Consider the following 15,883-nt stretch of genomic DNA (forward strand, 5'->3'; position numbering starts at 1 on the left):
TGTCGCGCGCGCCGGACGCCCGTCGCGACGGGCGCCGTGGGCGGCCGGTCGGCGCCGCTGCGGTGCGGGACACATCCAGAGTCCGCGGCCTCGCCGGACTCACGCGTCAGGGGCCGGGGGAGAGCCGGTTGATCAAGGGCGCAGGCCGGGAATGCCCGTGCCGCTCGCGGTGTTGGACTCCTTTGAACACGAGGAGGAGCGGTCCAAGTGCTTGATCCGCAGGGTTTGTACGCATGGGAGCCGAAGGGCCTGGCCGTCGTCGACATGGCGCTCGCCCAGGAGTCGGCCGGACTTGTCATGCTCTACCACTTCGACGGGTACATCGACGCGGGCGAGACCGGCGACCAGATCGTCGACCGGCTCCTCGACTCGTTGCCCCACCAGGTCGTGGCCCGCTTCGACCACGACCGGCTCGTGGACTACCGGGCGCGCCGCCCGCTGCTGACCTTCCGCCGCGACGAGTGGACGGACTACGACGAGCCCGCCATCGACGTGCGGCTCCTCCAGGACACCACCGGAGCCCCCTTCCTGCTGCTCTCCGGCCCCGAGCCGGACGTGGAGTGGGAGCGCTTCGCCGCCGCCGTCCAGCAGATCGTGGAACGGCTCGGAGTGCGGCTCTCGGTGAACTTCCACGGCATCCCCATGGGCGTCCCGCACACCCGCCCCGTGGGCCTCACCCCGCACGGCAACCGCACCGACCTCATCCCGGGCCATCGCAGCGCCTTCGACGAGGCTCAGGTGCCGGGCAGCGCCGCCGCGCTCGTCGAGTACCGGCTCATCGAGGGCGGCCACGACGTCCTCGGCGTCGCCGCGCACGTGCCCCACTACATCGCCCGCTCCGCCTACCCGGACGCCGCGCTCACCGTCCTGGAGTCCGTCACGGCCGCCACCGGCCTGGTCCTGCCCGGCATCGCGCACGCCCTGCGCACGGACGCGCACCGGACGCAGACGGAGATCGACCGCCAGGTCCAGGAGGGCGACGAGGAGCTCACCGCCCTCGTCCAGGGTCTCGAGCACCAGTACGACGCGGCCGCCGGTGCCGACAGCCGGGGCAACATGCTCGCCGAGGCGGTCGACATCCCCTCGGCGGACGAGATCGGACGCGAGTTCGAGAAGTTCCTCGCGGAGCGGGAGGGCGACAGCTGAGGCCCGCCCGACGCCCTGTCGGCTTCTGGCCCTAAGCTTCGCCTCATGCTGAGAGTGGGCCTGACCGGTGGCATCGGGGCCGGCAAGAGCGAGGTGTCGCGGCTGCTCGTCGCGTGCGGGGCGGTGCTGATCGACGCGGACCGCATCGCACGGGAGGTTGTCGCGCCCGGAACCCCGGGACTCGCGGCCGTCGCGGAGGCCTTCGGCGAGGAGGTCCTCACCGAGGACGGCAGTCTCGACCGGCCGAAACTGGGCTCCGTCGTCTTCGCCGACCCCCAGAAACTCGCCGTCCTGAACGGGATCGTGCACCCCCTGGTCGGCGCCCGCTCCCGTGAGCTGGAGAGCGCCGCCGCCGAGGACTCCGTCGTCGTCCACGACGTCCCGCTCCTCACCGAGAACGGCCTCGCGCGTCTCTATGACCTCGTGATCGTGGTCGACGCGAGCCCCGAGACCCAGCTCGACCGGCTCGTCCGGCTGCGGGGCATGACCGAGGCGGACGCCCGGGCCCGGATGGCCGCGCAGGCGACCCGCGAGCAGCGCCTGGCGATCGCCGACGTCGTCATCGACAACGACGTGCCGCTCGCCGACCTCGAACGACGCGTGCGGGAGGTCTGGGCGGATCTGGAGCGCGGGGCGCACGCGGAACCGGCGCCGGCACCGGAGCCGGCCGGGGAATAGGGGTACGCGCTCCGGGCGTTGAAACCGGGCAGCGAGGGAAGGAATTTCGCGTGCCCGAAACCAGCGGTTCGACCGGACGTACTCCGGAGACGCATGTCATCGACTTCCGCGCCGCGGAGCGGCTGCTCGCCGCGCGGGACCCGCGGGGCGCGGTGAAGCTGCTCGACGGCGTCATCGCGGCGCACCCGGAGAACACCGCCGCCCGGCTGCTGCGCGCGCGAGCCTTCTTCGCCTCCGCGCAACTGCGGCCCGCCGAGCTGGAGTTCACGATCGTCCTGGAGCGGGAACCGGACAACGCGTTCGCGCACTTCGCGCTCGCCCGCACCTACGAGCGCCAGGGACGGCACGACCAGGCCAAACGCCACTTCCGGCTGGCCGCCGCGCTGGACCCGAAACCGCAGTACCTCAAAGCGGCGCGGTTCGACTCCTGAGCCGGATCACGGGGAGCGGTCAGGGATGGCGGTGTTCCGGCGGCCGATACGGCGGGATGTCGCGGCCCGGCTGGTAGTGCGGCCCCTGCCGCAGGTGCTTGAGGATCATCGCCAGGTCGACGGTCACGACCAGCCACAACGCCCCACAGGCGGCGGCCCAGCCGGGACGGCCGGCGAGCGTGAAGGCAACGGTCCCGAAGACCGTCCAGACCAGTCCCCACACGGTCAGCCACAGGCGCAACCGCAGCGCACTGCGCGCAGTCGTCGGCTCACTTCCCGTACGCATCGGATCATCACTCCTTCCTGCAACGTACTCTTCGGTGCGGACGTTCTCCAAGCGGTCCGCAGAGGGGGTCCACCGCGTGCTGCCCGATACCGACGAACTCGCCGAAGTGCTGTCCGACCTCGCCGTACCGCACGAGGACATCAACGACGTGGTCCGGCTCGGCCGACGGGTCGTGGACGACCCGGAGCTGCGGGGCTTCCTGGAGCGGTCCGTCGAGGAACTGGTCCGGGGGACGGGCGAGATCCACGGCGGTGCCGATCTGCCCGACCTCGACTGGGCGCCGGGCCCCCTCCAGCGGTTCTTCCCCCTGTTCGTCCTGGTGGCGGCGCTGCCGTCGGTGCGCGCCCACCATCGTGACCGCGGCATCCCGGCCGAGGTCGCCCGGCGCACCCTGGCGGACACCGGCCGGAACGTCGCCGCGCACCGCAGGCGGCACGGCACGGGCGGCATGCTGCGCCCCCGCTGGCTGTCCCTGCACTTCCGCGGCGAGCTCTACCAACTGGGGCGGTTGCAGTTCCAGCGGAGCCGGATCGGCTCGTGGACGGGCGACTCGATCGCCGCGGGGGGACTTCCCCTCGGGCCGGGTGACCTCGGGCTGGGCCTGCACATCCCGGACTTCTCGGGGCCGCTGACACCGCAGGCCTGCGACCGCTCCCTCGCGCTGGCGCGGGACTTCTTCGCCCGCCACTACCCGGAGGAGCCCTACCAGGTCGTGACCTGCGATTCCTGGCTGCTCGACCCCCAGCTCAGGACGTACCTGCCCGAGCGTTCCAACATCGTGCGCTTCCAGGAGCGGTTCCGGCTCGGCCCGCTGCCGACGGAGCCCGAGGACCTGACGCCGGTCCGTTTCGTCTTCGGCACCGAGGACGTGCCGTTGGAGCGACTGTCGCGCCGCACCAGGCTGGAGCGGGTCGTCGTGGACCATCTGCGCGAGGGCGGCCACTGGTACGTCCCCTACGGCTGGTTCCCGCTGTAACAGGCGCCCGCCCGGTCCGTCGGCCGTGCGGGCTTCCACGCGGGCATCCGCCCGGGCAGCGCTTGCTTGCCGGCGGCCGTCGCAACAGGTCCCGTACGGCGATGAGTTCCGCGCCGCACCCCGGTCTACCTCTGTGAAAGCACCACGGACCACCTCACACAGGAGACCTCATGTCCGAGACCGCCGCCAGTGCCGCCGCCTCCGTCCCGGACCGCGCCGTCGTGGCCGAGTCCGCGACCGCCCGCGGCCGCCGCGCCCGGATCGCGCTGCGCGCCCTCCAGGTGCTGCTCGCCCTCTTCTACGGGATCGCGAGCGCGCTGCCGAAGCTGATCGCGCACCCCTCGGCCGCCGAGTCGTTCGACCGCATCGGCTGGGGCAGCGCGGGCATGTACACCATCGGCGCGCTCGAACTGGCGGGCGCGGTCGCCCTGTTGGTGCCGGTGCTGCAGTCGGTGGCCGCCCTCGCGCTGGGCGCGCTGATGATCGGGGCGTTCGTCGTCCAGCTCACCGTCTTCGACGGGCAGAACGCGGCGACACCGCTCATCCTGCTCGTGCCGCTCGCCCTGATCGCCTGGGCCCGGCGCGGGCACAACGCCGACCTGCTGCGACCGGTACGGCGGCACCGGGTGTGACCTTCGTGGCCCCCGGTCACCGTCCCTCGGCCCGGCCGCCCGAGCCACGCAGTCCGTTCAGGGCACGCAGGCGTTCGGTCTCGCGGCGGTCCCGCTTGGTGGGGCGCCCGGTGCCCCGGTCGCGGACGCCGGCCGGGGCGACGGCCTCGCGGGGCGGGGGCGGCGGGCTGTTGTCGACGTAGCACTGGGCGGCCACCGGAGCGCCCACCCGCTTGCGGATCAGCCGCTTGACGACGACGACCCGCTCCCAGCCCTCCTGCCGTACGCGTACCTCGTCGCCGACGCGGACCGCGTGCGCGGGCTTGACGCGCTCGCCGTTCACCCGCACGTGTCCGCCCCGGCAGGCGGTGGCGGCCTGGGAGCGGGTCTTGACCAGCCGTACGGACCAGATCCAGCTGTCGAGGCGCACGGACGTGCCGCTCGCGGGCCCGGCGGCCTCGGCGGCGGCGATCGCGGCGGCGACCTGCGGGTCCGGCGCGTCGGCGTCGGCGCCGGCCCCGGCGGCACCCTCCGTGCCGCCCCGCGGGTCCGTGACACCGTTCGCGCCCGCGGTACCGCTCGCGTCCGCGGCCCCGTGCGGGTCGGCCGCCCCGTGGCCCGAGTCCTGAGAAACCATGGTCCCGACTCTAGCCGCCGGGCCCTCGCCGGTCCGCCGGGATTCTTTCGCCCTCCGGCGGTCCCGGCGGGGCTGTCACCCCGGGTCCGTGGAGCCCGGTGGCCACCGGGGCGGGTCTACGGTGGACTCATGGACAGCCTGGCCGCTCTGGACACCCGGATCACCGGGTGTGCCGCGTGTCCCCGGCTCGTGGCCTGGCGCGAGGAGGTCGCCCGTACCAAGCGGGCCGCGTTCGCCGACCGGACGTACTGGGGGCGCCCGGTGCCCGGCTTCGGACCCGCCGACGCCTCGCTCCTGATCGTCGGCCTGGCCCCCGCCGCCCACGGCGGCAACCGCACGGGCCGGATGTTCACCGGCGACCGCTCCGGGGACGTGCTGTTCCAGGCGCTGTACGACGTGGGCCTCGCCTCGCAGCCCACCTCCGTCGCCGCCGACGACGGACTGGAGCTGTACGGCGTCCGTATCACCTCGCCCGTGCACTGCGCCCCGCCCGCCAACAAGCCCACGCCCGGGGAACGCGACACCTGCCGGCCGTGGCTGGTCCAGGAGCTGGAGCTGCTGCGGCCGACGCTGCGGGCCGTGGTCGTCCTGGGCGCGTTCGGCTGGCAGGCGGCGCTGCCGGCGTTCGCCGCTGCGGGCTGGGCGGTGCCCCGGCCACGACCGGCCTTCGCGCACGGCGCCCGCGTCCCGCTCGGCGGTCTCGAGCTGTTCGGCTGCTTCCACGTCAGCCAGCGCAACACCTTCACCGGCCGGCTCACTCCCGAGATGCTGCGCGAGGTACTGGGCACGGCGGCGGAGGCGGCGGGTCTCGGCGCCCGGCCACCACGCGCGGTTCTCCGACGTCGGCCGGAGTGAGGCGGGTACGACCAGGCGGACGGGGACGCGGGCGCGGGGGCGGGACGGAAGCGAGCGCGGGGCTACGGCCGCCACACGTACCGCACGTCCGGCTCGCGCTCCTCGTTGTCGGCGCCGTCCGTGCGCTCGACGGCCACGAAGCCGTGCCGCTCGTAGAAGCGGTGGGCGGGCTCGTTGATCTGGAAGGTCCACAGGGTCAGGCCCCGCGGGCTGCGCTCCTTGGCCAGCGTGACGAACCGGTCGCCGAGGCCGCGCCCGCGCCACCTCGGGTCGAGGTAGAGCTGCGACAGCAGCCCGCCCTCCATCACCATGACCCCCACGATGCCGTCCTCGGCCTCGGCCACCCAGGTCTCGCGCGAGGGCACCACCACGTCCCGGAAGTAGCCGCGAACCTCGTCGTCGGACCGGGGCCTGACGATCGTGGGCAGCGCGGCCGTGAACGACCGCAGCCACACGTCGGCCGCCGCGGCGGCGTCGCGCGCGTCGGCCCGGCGCAGCACGACGGCCGGCACACGGCCCACCTGCGGGTCCCGCGGCTCCTCCGGCACGACGGCCGTCGCCGTGATCTCCACGAGTTGCCCCGTGTACCCCAGACAGGCCACACCGACCAGCGTCGACGAATGCGGGCCGCCGCTGAGCCCGGACGCCTCGACGACGGACCAGACGGCGGACAGCACCGCGGTCTCACCGCTCACCACGTACACGTCGGTCGACACGACATGCGTCAAGTCGCTGCCCACGGCCCTCAGTTGCGCCTCGAGGTTGGCGATCACCTGCCGGGTCTGGCGTACGGGATCGCCCTCGCCGACCAGCTTCCCGTCCGCGTCCAGCGGCACGGACCCGGCGAGGAACGCCAGTGTGGCGCCGGTCTCGACGACGGAGGCGTGGGAGTAGGCCGGGGGCGGAAAGAGACCGGGGACGGTGGTGCGTCGGATCAATGTGGGCTCCTCGAGGGCTGCGGCGGACGATGTTCCGGATCCCGCGCCGGCCGATCCCGTCGGCCCACGGGCAACCTCCCGATCATCGACGCCCGCGCCGCCGCCCGCACCCGAATTTCGCGGCGGTCATGGCCCGCGCGGCGCCCCCCCGGCCGCTGTGCGGGCGAATAATCATTCGAGAGGCGGGAGTTGCCGCTGCTACGGTCCCTCTCGTGGCGAAACTCAATCAGATCATCGCGGTCGAGAAGGGCATCAAGTCCAAGGCGCACCAGGACCTGACGGCGGCCCATCACGGCCTGCAGAAGCCCGCGTTGCTGGCCGGCATCTCGCGTACGTACCAGCCGAAGGACGAGGAGGGCGAGCAGTTGCCGCCCGAGTCGACCCGGGTGCAGGTGCAGGCCGAGAACGTGCTGCGGGACACCGCGGCCACCCTGACCCGGCTGTTCGACGTGACCGCCACGAAGGACTGGGCCAACTGCGCCGCCCGTGCGGACGTGGCCGTGGACGGGCGCGTGCTCGTCGCGGACGTTCCCGTGTCCTACCTGCTCTTCCTCGAGAAGCAGCTCGTCGATCTCAACACCTTCGTACGGAAGCTGCCCGTCCTCGACGCCTCCGAGTCCTGGGTGCAGGACCCCTCCACCGACGCCTGGAAGACCGAGCCGGTGCGGACGCTGCGGACCAAGAAGGTGCCCCGCAACCATGTGAAGGCCGAGGCGACCGACAAGCATCCGGCGCAGGTCGAGGTCTACTACGAGGACATCCCGGTCGGGTACTGGACGACCGTGAAGTTCTCGGGGGCGCTCCCGGCGCGACGCGTCAACGAACTGCTCGCCCGGGTCGAGAAGTTGCAGCAGGCCGTGAAGTTCGCCCGCGAGGAGGCGAACGGCACCGAAGTCGTCGACGAGCGCGTCGGCGACGCCGTGTTCGGCTACCTCTTCGGGTAGCCTCCAGATCTCCCCGGTCACCACGCACCACGGCCGGGGCGCGCGAGGAGCGCAAGCTGAAGCTGAAGCTTGTCGTGATGTGGCGGCCGGACATCGAGCCGGCCGCGTCAATCTCAGACTCTTGCTCCAGACTCAGCATTCGCCGCCGATCGCCGGATCGACCGGGCCCAGGCCCCAGTACGTCGAGATGCCGGTTCAAGTCCGGTCCGCGCAGCTCGATGCGTGGTGGTCCAAAGGCAGGACGCGGCGACATAACGACTGACCTGGGTCCTCAAGCGTGCCGGCGTGCCGTATGGGCGGCATCCACAGGGTCCGGGGGCAGGCTACGCCTCCGGACCCGCTCGCATGTCCGCGACCGGCCTCAGTCCACCCGTGCCCAGACCGGCGCGTGGTCCGACCCCGGTGCCCCGCGTCGCTCCGCCGGGTCCGGCCCGATCGAGGGCAGGTGCGGCGCGGCCCGGTCCGGGAGCCCGGTCCCGGCCGCCGTCACCCGGTGGACCAGACGGTGACTCGCGAGGATGTGGTCGATGAGTTCGCGGCGACCGGAGTCGACGCGCGAGTAGCGCCGGTCGGCGGGGATGAGCGGGGCCACGTCCCACAGGCGGCCCGCGTCGCCCTTGTCGGGCTTGCCGTAGCCGGTGGTGCCGATCTCGGAGCCGGGCGGGCCGAGCAAGATCTGTGTGGTCGCCGCCCCCACCTCGTCGTTGAGGTCGCCCAGCACCAGTACGTCGTGGGTCCGGCCGTCGTCCGCGAGGAGTTCGTCCGCCAGCGCGCGCAGTGCCGTCGCCTCCGCGGCGCGCCGGTAGAGGGCGTAGGCGCCGTAGCGGGCCCGTTCACCCTCGTCGTGGGGGAAGAATCGATTGTCCGGGTACGACAGCAGCTTGGACTTGAGGTGGGCGACCGCAGCCCGCAGCGGTCCGGCCTCCGTCGTGGTCCGCACCGCCAGGAAGCCGCGTCCCGTCCGTGTCACGGTCAGGCCCGAGTCGTCCGTCTGCACCGGGCCCAGCCCCGCCGGGAACGCGTCGGTGTCGGCCAGCACGGTCAGGGGCGTACGGCTGAGGAAGCCGACGCGGATGCCCCGGCCGTCCGGCAGCGTGCTGAGGGCGATGTGCCGGTCGCCGCCCATCATCGCGACCAGGTCCTCCAGCGCCTCCGGCTCGCCGACCTCCTGCACGCCGAGCAGCGCCGGGTCGAGTTCCGTGATCACGGCGGCGAGGGCGGCGAGCTTCGTCTCGTACGCCGCCTTGTCCCGCGGGCCGGACGGGCCGGCGGGCCGGTAGAGGTTCTCCAGGTTCCAGGTGCCGACGATCATGCCGGGTTCCTTCCAGCGGCCGGGGCGAGGCGTGGTGAGGCCAGCGTGCCCCGGCCGGCGGCGCCCGCGACAGGGCCGAGGCGGGATGCGCGGTCCGGCTCACGCGCGGGCACGACACGGTCCTACGCCGGCGTGATGACGCCGTCTCCCGTCGCGGCGGGAACCGGCTCCGCTCCCGCCCGTCGCGCGGGCGAGGGCGCCGTGATCGTCCTGAGCCGCCGCGGAAAAAACCTCCGGCGCCGCGATGAGTTCCGCTTCCTTCGACGGTCACCCCTGGGAACGGACCGTCGCACAGGAGGAGTCATGTCGCTTCCGGAGATCGTCTCGCGCGCGCAGTGGCAGGCGGCACGCGAGGAACTGCTGGTCAAGGAGAAGGTGGTGACACGCGCGCGGGACGCGCTCAACGCCGAGCGGCGCCGGCTGCCGATGGTGGAGATCGACAAGGAGTACGTCTTCGAGGGCGGCGACGGCAAGGCCACCCTCCTCGACCTCTTCGAGGGACGACAGCAACTCGTGGTCTACCACTTCATGTTCGCGCCCGAGTGGGACGCCGGCTGCCGCAGTTGCTCGGCGTTCCTCGACCAGATCGGCCACCTCGCGCATCTGCGGGCCCGCGGCACGACGTTCGCGGCCGTGTCCCGGGCGCCGTACACCACCATCCTGCCGTTCAAGGCGCGGATGGGCTGGACCCTGCCCTGGTACTCCGCGGCCCCCGGTGACTTCAACCACGACTTCGAGGTGACCCTGGAGCGCGACGGGGAGCTCTTCGAGCGGCCGGGCATCAGTTGCTTCCTGCGCGACCGTGACCGGGTCCTGCACACGTACTCGACCTATGAACGCGGTCTGGACGGACTCGGCTCGACCACCAGCCTGCTGGACCTGACGGCGCTGGGACGGCAGGAGGAGTGGGAGGAGCCCGCCGGACGCGCGTCGGCTCTCGGCGCTCCCGCGGGCAGTGAGCGCGTTCTCTATCACGACGAGTACGAGGACTGACACGAACGGTGTCCAACCGTTCACCAAGTGACCGGACCCTCACACTCCGCGGTGGTCGCGTGTCAGCTACGTCTCAGTCCCGTCACCGAGCGAGCCGTTCGACCCCTGGAAAGCGTTAACTCCTACACGTACGACGCTTTCTGGAGGTGCAGGGTGGTGAACGGGCGAACAGTGCTCGAACGCTTTCCCGCGGGTGGGCCGCGCGGTTCGTGGCCCGCGGAGGAGTTCGCGCACGCGCGGCGTCAGGAGGGCGTGCCCGCCGAGGTGGTCATGGACCTCGCGACGGACACGTTCCTGGTGGTGCTGCGCGCGGGTGACACGGAGTGAGGCGGCTCAGCCCGCCTTCGGGGCGGGCAGCTTCGTCGTGAACTGCTCGGCCTGGAGCGCGTACAGCTCGGCGTAGATCCCGCCGCTGGTGATCAGTTCGTCGGGGGTGCCCGACTCCACCAGCCGGCCCTGGTCGAGCACGTGCACCAGGTCCGCGTGGCGCACGGACGCCAGCCGGTGCGTGATGAGGACGACCGTCTGCCCGGTGCCGGCCAGCGCCCGGATCTTCTCGAAGACCTCCAGCTCGGCCCGGGCGTCCAGAGCCGCCGTCGGCTCGTCCACGATCAGGATGCGGCCACGCCGGAAGGCGGCCCGCGCGATGCCGAGCCGCTGCCACTGACCGCCCGACAGCTCGTGACCGCCGCTGAAGTTGCGGGCCAGCAGGGTGTCCAGACCCCGGGGCAGATCGGCGACCACCTCCTCGGCGCCCGCCTCGGCGATCGACGTGGTCAGCCGCTCCTCGGTCGGGGACGCGGAGGAACGGCCGACGGCGACATTGACCCGGGCCGTGAACGGCCACCGCTTGAAGTCCTGCGCCAGCATCGCGATCCGCTCGGCCAGCCGGTGCCGGTCCGCGGTCGCCGCGTCGACGCCGTCCCACAGGATCCGCCCCCGATCCGGTTTGTAGAGCCCCGCGAGCAGCTTCACCAGAGTCGTCTTGCCCGAACCGTTCTCGCCGACGAGCGCGACGATCCGGCCCATCGGGACGGTGAGGCTGACGTCGTCCAGCGCGGGACGGGCGGACTCGCCCGGATAGCTGAACGTGACGTTCTCGAACCTGATCTCCCGCGGATCCTCCGGCAGCGCGGCACCCCCGGCCGGGATGGCCCGCTCGGCCGCCTCGACGTACAGGCGCTCCAGGTCGCCCACGAACAGGGCCTCCTCGTGCAGCGCGTTCACCTCCAGGACCAGCGTGTCCAGGCTCGCGGAGCCGGTGCGGATCGCGATCACGGCCGTGCCCGCCACGGACAGCGCCATCGTGCCGGTGACCAGCAGCCCGCCGAGCGTCGCGTACGTCCCCACCGTCGCGAGGCCCGTCCAGGCCGCCGCGATCAGGCCGGTGCGCGCCGACAGCCGGGCCAGCCGGGCCTGCTCCGCCTCCGCGGCCTCCGACATCGCGCGGAAGTGGCGCAGCAGGAACGGGCCGACCCCGTGCACCCGGATCTCCGGCGCCGCCGCCGGCTCGGTGAGCAGACTGCTGATGAGCTGTCCGGCGCGGGCGTGCTGCACCCAGGTGTGGAAGGACTCGTAGCGGCGCCGGGCGTTGACCAGCGCGCTCCAGGCGCTCGGCAGCGTCATCGTCACCAGCAGCGGGAGCAGCGCCGGGTGCAGCACGGTCAGCACACCGGCCGCGGTGACGAGCGAGATCATCGCGTTCACCACGCGCGTGCCGTACATGATCATCCGACGGGCGGAGGAAGCGCCGTACTGCGCGGTGTCCAGCAGCTTGTGGAAGGCGTGGTCCTCGATCGCGGCCAGTTCCACGGACGCCGCCCGCTCCAGGTACTGCTCGGTCGCCACCCGCTCCACCTTGGGCTCCAGCCGGCCGGTGGCGTACGTCGACGCGGCCCGCAGCAGCGCTCCGACCAGCAGCACGGCGGCCATGGTGACCAGGGCGGGGACGGCGCCGCGCAGCCGGTCCTCGATCGGGCCGGAGGTCATCAGCCGCCCCAGCACGCTGTTGACCGCGAGCAGGCCCACCGCCTGCGCCAGCCCCCGGGCCGCCTCCGCGGCCAGCACGGTCCGCGCGGCGGCGGGGTCGGCCTGCCGGGCCAGCCGGAAGCTGGAGGCGAGCAGCGCGGGCAGCCGGGTCAGCATGGCGCGGAAGTTCAGTTCGAGGAAGGCGTTCGCGTGCTGGTTCCAGCCCATGTCGTAGCGCAGGGCGCCGCCGAAGAGCAGTCGTTCCGACTCGGACACCTCGGGTTGGCCCGTGCCCTGCCGCTTTGCCACCGTCGACCTCCCCCGGACGTGGACAAACGGCCACTATGGCGGGAGGTGTCTCTTCAGGGCAGGGCGCACATCCCTGAGGCGGGAGCGCGCGGGCGTACGCGGGGGGCGGCGCCGGCGGCATCCTCGGGACGCCGGTGGGGTGGGTGGCATCGGCGGTCCGGATGAGCGCGGTTGAGGGTGCGGAGACAGGCGGGGGCCGCCCGGGACCGGCCGCGCGGGCGCCGACCGCGAGGCTTCACGCGCTGATCGGCCGTGACCAGGCAGGTGCGGTCCCCGTCAGCCGGCACAGGGTCAGGTAGAGGGGGATCGGCGGGGTGTACGGAACCGAGTCGTCCGGCCGGTGGACGAGCACCGGGGAGTGCGTGGCGTCCGGGAGGACGGCGCCGGTCGCGTAGTGCGCGGGGGCGGGCCACTCCAGCGCGTGGTCGGAGTCGGACGGGACGATCCACCACCAGTGCGTCCCGTCGGCGTAGACGCATCCCACGCGCGGCAGCCGGGGCAGCACCTGCGGCCCGAAGCGGGCGGGCACCGCCACCGCGTCCCAGCCCAGCGGGGTGGCCATGCCGTCGGGGACGGCGAGCCGGCGCGGGACGGGCGAGCTCCGCGTGCCGCGCCGCAGCCGTACCAGCGTGTCCAGGGTGAGCAGTTGGCCGGGGCCGGGCACAGCGCTCACGCGTCGCTCCGGTCCTGGTCTCGTTGGTGCGGTACGACGCCCAGGGTCCTCGGTGCGTGCCACCGCTGCCGCGGCTCGTCCTCGTCACCCGGGACACCGGGCGCACCGGGCTTCGGGCGGGTGCCCCAGCCGAGGTCGCCGCGGGGCTCGTCGTGCGGGACGTGGCGGGACTCGTCGGGAGACACGGGTGACTCGGGTGACTCGTGGTGAGGCTCGCCGTGGGACTCGTGGCGGGGCTCGCCGTGGGGTCGGGCGTGGTCGTGCGAGGGTTCCGTCAGGCGGCGGAGCTCGGCCCAGACCAGCAGGCCGGTGCCGTGCTCCTGGGCACCCCAGGAGTGACACAGGGCCTCTATCAGCAGCAGCCCCCGGCCGTGCTCCTCCTCGGGCCGCTGCGGGGACGGGTGGGGCTCACCCGGTGTGCAGCCCTCGTCGCGCACGGCTATCCGCACGCGTTCGTCGCCGTCGTACAGCTCGCACACGACACGACTGCTCGCGGTGTGCACGATCGCGTTGGTGACCAGTTCGGATATGACCAGGGCCGCGGTGTCGCAGGTGTCCTCGCACACCGACCAACCGGTCAGCCGGGCCCGGGTCAGACGTCTGGCCTGGGCGGGGGAACCCGGATGTGCGGCCAGCTCGAAACGGAACCGGCGCTCGGTGGCGGCCCTGACGGGTCCTGTCACCGTGGCGCCGAGACCGAGGGGGCGGCCTGCGGCTGCGTCTGTTCCTAAGGGCGCGGACGGAATCACGCTTGCCACTATCGCCCCGCCGTGAACACTTGGCAAGTGTCACTCTGAAAAATGCAGAGTGCTGTGTGACGAAGTGGAAGGGCGTGGCAGACTGCTCGCAACAGCACGTCGAGCGGCGCCAGTTGGGATCACCGAAGATCCGTCCAGATCTTCGAATGGGTCTTCGAATGGCGCCGTAGGGCTGTCAGGATTCTTTTGTCGTTCCTTTGTCACCGGACCGGCCGGGCCGCCGGCGCGCTGTGCGACCGGCCGGCCGGTGAGGGCTCTTCGTGGAGGTGGAGCGTGAGCGAACCGCGGTCCGCGCCGACCGTGGGACAAGTCGTCCTCGGCCGCCGCCTGTTGGATCTGCGGGAACGCGCCGGGCTCAAGCGCGAGGAGGCCGCCCGCATCCTGCGCGTCGCCCCCGCCACGGTGCGCCGCATGGAGATGGCCGAGGTCACGCTCAAGATCCCGTACCTCCAACTGCTCCTGAAGGCCTACGGCGTCACCGACGGCGAGGCCGAGGGTTTCGTGCAACTGGCCGAGGAGGCGAACCAGCCCGGCTGGTGGCAACGCTTCCACGACATCCTGCCCGGCTGGTTCTCCATGCACGTCAGCCTGGAGGGCGCGGCCGGCCTCATCCGCCAGTACGAGCCGCACTTCGTGCCCGGACTGCTCCAGAGCGAGGACTACGCGCGCGGGGTGCTGAAATCGGGCGCCGTCGGCCAGACGAGTCCCGACGACATCGAGCGCCATGTCTCGCTGCGCATGCAGCGCCAGGGGCTGCTCACCCGTGAGGACGCGCCCCGGCTGTGGGTCGTCATGGACGAGACCGTGCTGCGCCGCCCGGTCGGCGACGCGGAGGTGATGCGGGCCCAGATCGACAAACTGCTCGACGCCACGAAGCTGCCCAACGTGACGCTCCAGATCGCCCCGTTCGCGAACGGGCCGCATCCCGGCACCTACGGGCCCTTCGTGCTGTTCCGATTCGCCATGCCCGAACTTCCGGACATGGTCTACAGCGAGTACCTGACCGGCGCCGTCTACCTCGACGCGCGTACCGAGGTGGCGGCCCACCTCGAGGTCATGGACCGCATGGCGGCGCAGGCCGCTACTGCACATCGCACGAAGGAGATCCTCCGGGATCTCCGCAAGGAGCTGTGAATGGATCGCATCAAGTCCCACGCCAAGGCGAGGGTCCGCACCGAACGGATCTACAACGGGATGCCCGCGACGGAGCTGGGCAGCGAGGGCTGGCACAAGCCCTGGAGCGGCGGCAACGGGGGCAACTGCCTGGAAGCCATGAAGCTCGCGGACGGCCGGATCGCCGTCCGGCAGTCCACCGACCCCGACGGCCCCGCGTTGATCTACACGTCCGACGAGATGACCGCCTTCATCGAGGGCGCGAAGGCGGGTGAGGCGGACTTCCTGCTGTCCTGAACGACCTGGCTTGTTGCGCGCCGACCGACCCCTTCCGCCGAGCGGATGTTCGACCCGACTACCTTGTTTTGGCTATGAATTGATCACCGACCACTACCACGTTCGACTCTTACGGAGTGCCGCATGACCGGACAGGACCACCCCACGGGCGCCGTCCAGATAGACACCAGCCGACCTCACCCCGCACGGATGTACGACTGGTACCTCGGCGGCAAGGACAACTACCCCGTCGACGAGGCGATGGGCCGGCAGATGCTCGCCCTCGACCCGCGCGTGCCGGTCATGGCGCGCGTCAACCGCGCCTTCATGCACCGCGCCACCCGCTGGCTGGCCGAGCACGGAGTACGGCAGTTCCTGGACATCGGCACCGGTATCCCGACCGAGCCGAACCTCCACCAGATCGCCCAGGGCGTCGCGCCCGACGCCCGCGTCGTCTACTGCGACAACGACCCGATCGTGCTGGCCCACGCGGCGGCCCTGCTGCGCAGCACGCCCGAGGGCGTGACCGAGTACCTCCAGGCCGACGTGCGGGACCCGGCGGCCATCGTCGAGGGGGCCGCGAAGATCCTCGACTTCGACCGGCCGATCGCGCTCTCCCTCGTCGCGCTGCTGCACTTCATCTCCGACGCGGACGGCGCGCACGAACTGGTCGACCGGCTGCTGGCCGAACTCCCCGCCGGCAGCTACCTGATGATGACCCACGCCACCGCCGACTTCACCCCCGAGGAGTCGGCGGCGGCGACCGAGAAGCTCCGCGCGGCGGGCGTCACCCTGGCGCTCCGCTCCCGCGACGAGTTCGGCCGGTTCTTCGACGGTCTGGAACTGGTCGAACCCGGCGTCTCGGTCGTGCCCGAGTGGCACCCGGAACTGGGCGACCCGGTTCCGGGACAGGAGGACGGGATCATCCCCGGGTACGGGGCGGTGGGACGCAAGGCGTAGGGGCGTAGGGGCGTACGGA

The 15,883-nt window shown here is 72.3% G+C and carries 19 protein-coding genes and 1 pseudogene; 12 read left to right on the forward strand and 8 right to left on the reverse strand.

The window, feature by feature from the left end:
• Positions 1-207: 207 nt before the first annotated feature.
• From ACWCQK_RS12930 to ACWCQK_RS12940, 3 genes are read left to right on the forward strand one after another with little or no spacing between them, the layout of a single operon-like run.
• Positions 208-1,146: a PAC2 family protein gene (locus ACWCQK_RS12930; RefSeq protein WP_451154984.1), complete on the forward strand. Its 939-nt coding sequence runs from the start codon at positions 208-210 to the stop codon at positions 1,144-1,146.
• Between the two features lie 45 nt (positions 1,147-1,191).
• Positions 1,192-1,824 (forward strand): dephospho-CoA kinase, encoded by a 633-nt coding sequence (gene coaE, locus ACWCQK_RS12935; protein ID WP_451154986.1) that lies wholly within the window; start codon positions 1,192-1,194, stop codon positions 1,822-1,824.
• A 50-nt stretch (positions 1,825-1,874) separates the two neighbouring features.
• The gene (locus ACWCQK_RS12940) at positions 1,875-2,255 is read left to right on the forward strand and encodes a tetratricopeptide repeat protein (RefSeq protein WP_451154988.1); all 381 of its coding nucleotides are present in this window, start codon (positions 1,875-1,877) and stop codon (positions 2,253-2,255) included.
• Positions 2,256-2,274: 19 nt separating this feature from the next.
• Here ACWCQK_RS12940 and ACWCQK_RS12945 read toward each other — a convergent pair whose 3' ends face one another.
• Positions 2,275-2,541: a DUF6343 family protein gene (locus ACWCQK_RS12945; RefSeq protein ID WP_451154990.1), complete on the reverse strand. Its 267-nt coding sequence runs from the start codon at positions 2,539-2,541 to the stop codon at positions 2,275-2,277.
• Positions 2,542-2,617: 76 nt separating this feature from the next.
• Between ACWCQK_RS12945 and ACWCQK_RS12950 the strand changes: the two genes are divergently transcribed.
• On the forward strand, positions 2,618-3,517 hold the full coding sequence (locus ACWCQK_RS12950) for an acyltransferase domain-containing protein (protein WP_451154992.1): 900 nt from the start codon (positions 2,618-2,620) through the stop codon (positions 3,515-3,517).
• 170 nt (positions 3,518-3,687) lie between these two features.
• Positions 3,688-4,149: a DoxX family protein gene (locus ACWCQK_RS12955; RefSeq protein ID WP_451154994.1), complete on the forward strand. Its 462-nt coding sequence runs from the start codon at positions 3,688-3,690 to the stop codon at positions 4,147-4,149.
• A gap of 16 nt (positions 4,150-4,165) precedes the next feature.
• Here ACWCQK_RS12955 and ACWCQK_RS12960 read toward each other — a convergent pair whose 3' ends face one another.
• The gene (locus ACWCQK_RS12960) at positions 4,166-4,765 is read right to left on the reverse strand and encodes an RNA-binding S4 domain-containing protein (protein WP_451154996.1); all 600 of its coding nucleotides are present in this window, start codon (positions 4,763-4,765) and stop codon (positions 4,166-4,168) included.
• Positions 4,766-4,894: 129 nt separating this feature from the next.
• Here ACWCQK_RS12960 and ACWCQK_RS12965 point away from each other — a divergent pair, with 129 nt between their 5' ends.
• A complete protein-coding gene (locus ACWCQK_RS12965) occupies positions 4,895-5,620 on the forward strand; it encodes a uracil-DNA glycosylase (protein ID WP_451154998.1) in 726 nt (241 codons plus the stop codon).
• 62 nt (positions 5,621-5,682) lie between these two features.
• Here the strand turns inward: ACWCQK_RS12965 and ACWCQK_RS12970 are convergent, their stop codons facing one another.
• The gene (locus tag ACWCQK_RS12970) at positions 5,683-6,132 is read right to left on the reverse strand and encodes an N-acetyltransferase family protein (RefSeq protein ID WP_451155350.1); all 450 of its coding nucleotides are present in this window, start codon (positions 6,130-6,132) and stop codon (positions 5,683-5,685) included.
• Positions 6,133-6,225: 93 nt separating this feature from the next.
• Positions 6,226-6,456, reverse strand: a pseudogene (locus ACWCQK_RS12975) (RidA family protein); the annotation flags it as partial.
• 314 nt (positions 6,457-6,770) lie between these two features.
• Between ACWCQK_RS12975 and ACWCQK_RS12980 the strand changes: the two are divergent.
• On the forward strand, positions 6,771-7,502 hold the full coding sequence (locus tag ACWCQK_RS12980; protein ID WP_451155000.1) for a DUF7873 family protein: 732 nt from the start codon (positions 6,771-6,773) through the stop codon (positions 7,500-7,502).
• Between the two features lie 361 nt (positions 7,503-7,863).
• Here ACWCQK_RS12980 and ACWCQK_RS12985 read toward each other — a convergent pair whose 3' ends face one another.
• Positions 7,864-8,814: an endonuclease/exonuclease/phosphatase family protein gene (locus ACWCQK_RS12985; RefSeq protein WP_451155002.1), complete on the reverse strand. Its 951-nt coding sequence runs from the start codon at positions 8,812-8,814 to the stop codon at positions 7,864-7,866.
• Positions 8,815-9,117: 303 nt separating this feature from the next.
• On the opposite strand from ACWCQK_RS12985, the gene ACWCQK_RS12990 reads away from it, so the two are divergent.
• Together ACWCQK_RS12990 and ACWCQK_RS12995 are read left to right on the forward strand one after the other, a co-directional pair.
• The gene (locus tag ACWCQK_RS12990; protein ID WP_451155004.1) at positions 9,118-9,807 is read left to right on the forward strand and encodes a DUF899 domain-containing protein; all 690 of its coding nucleotides are present in this window, start codon (positions 9,118-9,120) and stop codon (positions 9,805-9,807) included.
• 156 nt (positions 9,808-9,963) lie between these two features.
• Positions 9,964-10,134 carry a hypothetical protein gene (locus ACWCQK_RS12995; protein WP_451155006.1) on the forward strand — a complete coding sequence of 57 codons (171 nt, stop codon included), beginning with the start codon at positions 9,964-9,966 and terminating at the stop codon, positions 10,132-10,134.
• 6 nt (positions 10,135-10,140) lie between these two features.
• Here ACWCQK_RS12995 and ACWCQK_RS13000 read toward each other — a convergent pair whose 3' ends face one another.
• From ACWCQK_RS13000 to ACWCQK_RS13010, 3 genes are all read right to left on the reverse strand, one after another.
• The gene (locus ACWCQK_RS13000; protein ID WP_451155351.1) at positions 10,141-12,003 is read right to left on the reverse strand and encodes an ABC transporter ATP-binding protein; all 1,863 of its coding nucleotides are present in this window, start codon (positions 12,001-12,003) and stop codon (positions 10,141-10,143) included.
• Between the two features lie 316 nt (positions 12,004-12,319).
• The gene (locus ACWCQK_RS13005) at positions 12,320-12,757 is read right to left on the reverse strand and encodes a hypothetical protein (RefSeq protein WP_451155008.1); all 438 of its coding nucleotides are present in this window, start codon (positions 12,755-12,757) and stop codon (positions 12,320-12,322) included.
• Positions 12,754-13,542, reverse strand: a complete 789-nt coding sequence (locus tag ACWCQK_RS13010) for an ATP-binding protein (protein WP_451155010.1) — start codon at positions 13,540-13,542, stop codon at positions 12,754-12,756. Before ACWCQK_RS13010 ends, ACWCQK_RS13005 begins: the two co-directional genes overlap by 4 nt.
• Positions 13,543-13,788: 246 nt before the next feature.
• Here ACWCQK_RS13010 and ACWCQK_RS13015 point away from each other — a divergent pair, with 246 nt between their 5' ends.
• The 3 genes from ACWCQK_RS13015 to ACWCQK_RS13025 all read left to right on the forward strand — a co-directional run bounded on the left by ACWCQK_RS13015 (position 13,789) and on the right by ACWCQK_RS13025 (position 15,864).
• Positions 13,789-14,649 carry a helix-turn-helix domain-containing protein gene (locus tag ACWCQK_RS13015; RefSeq protein WP_451155012.1) on the forward strand — a complete coding sequence of 287 codons (861 nt, stop codon included), beginning with the start codon at positions 13,789-13,791 and terminating at the stop codon, positions 14,647-14,649.
• On the forward strand, positions 14,650-14,925 hold the full coding sequence (locus ACWCQK_RS13020) for a DUF397 domain-containing protein (RefSeq protein WP_451155014.1): 276 nt from the start codon (positions 14,650-14,652) through the stop codon (positions 14,923-14,925).
• 123 nt (positions 14,926-15,048) lie between these two features.
• Positions 15,049-15,864 carry an SAM-dependent methyltransferase gene (locus ACWCQK_RS13025; protein WP_451155016.1) on the forward strand — a complete coding sequence of 272 codons (816 nt, stop codon included), beginning with the start codon at positions 15,049-15,051 and terminating at the stop codon, positions 15,862-15,864.
• The last annotated feature ends 19 nt before the right edge of the window (positions 15,865-15,883 follow it).

The sequence above is a fragment of the Streptomyces sp. NPDC002306 genome (assembly GCF_053593435.1).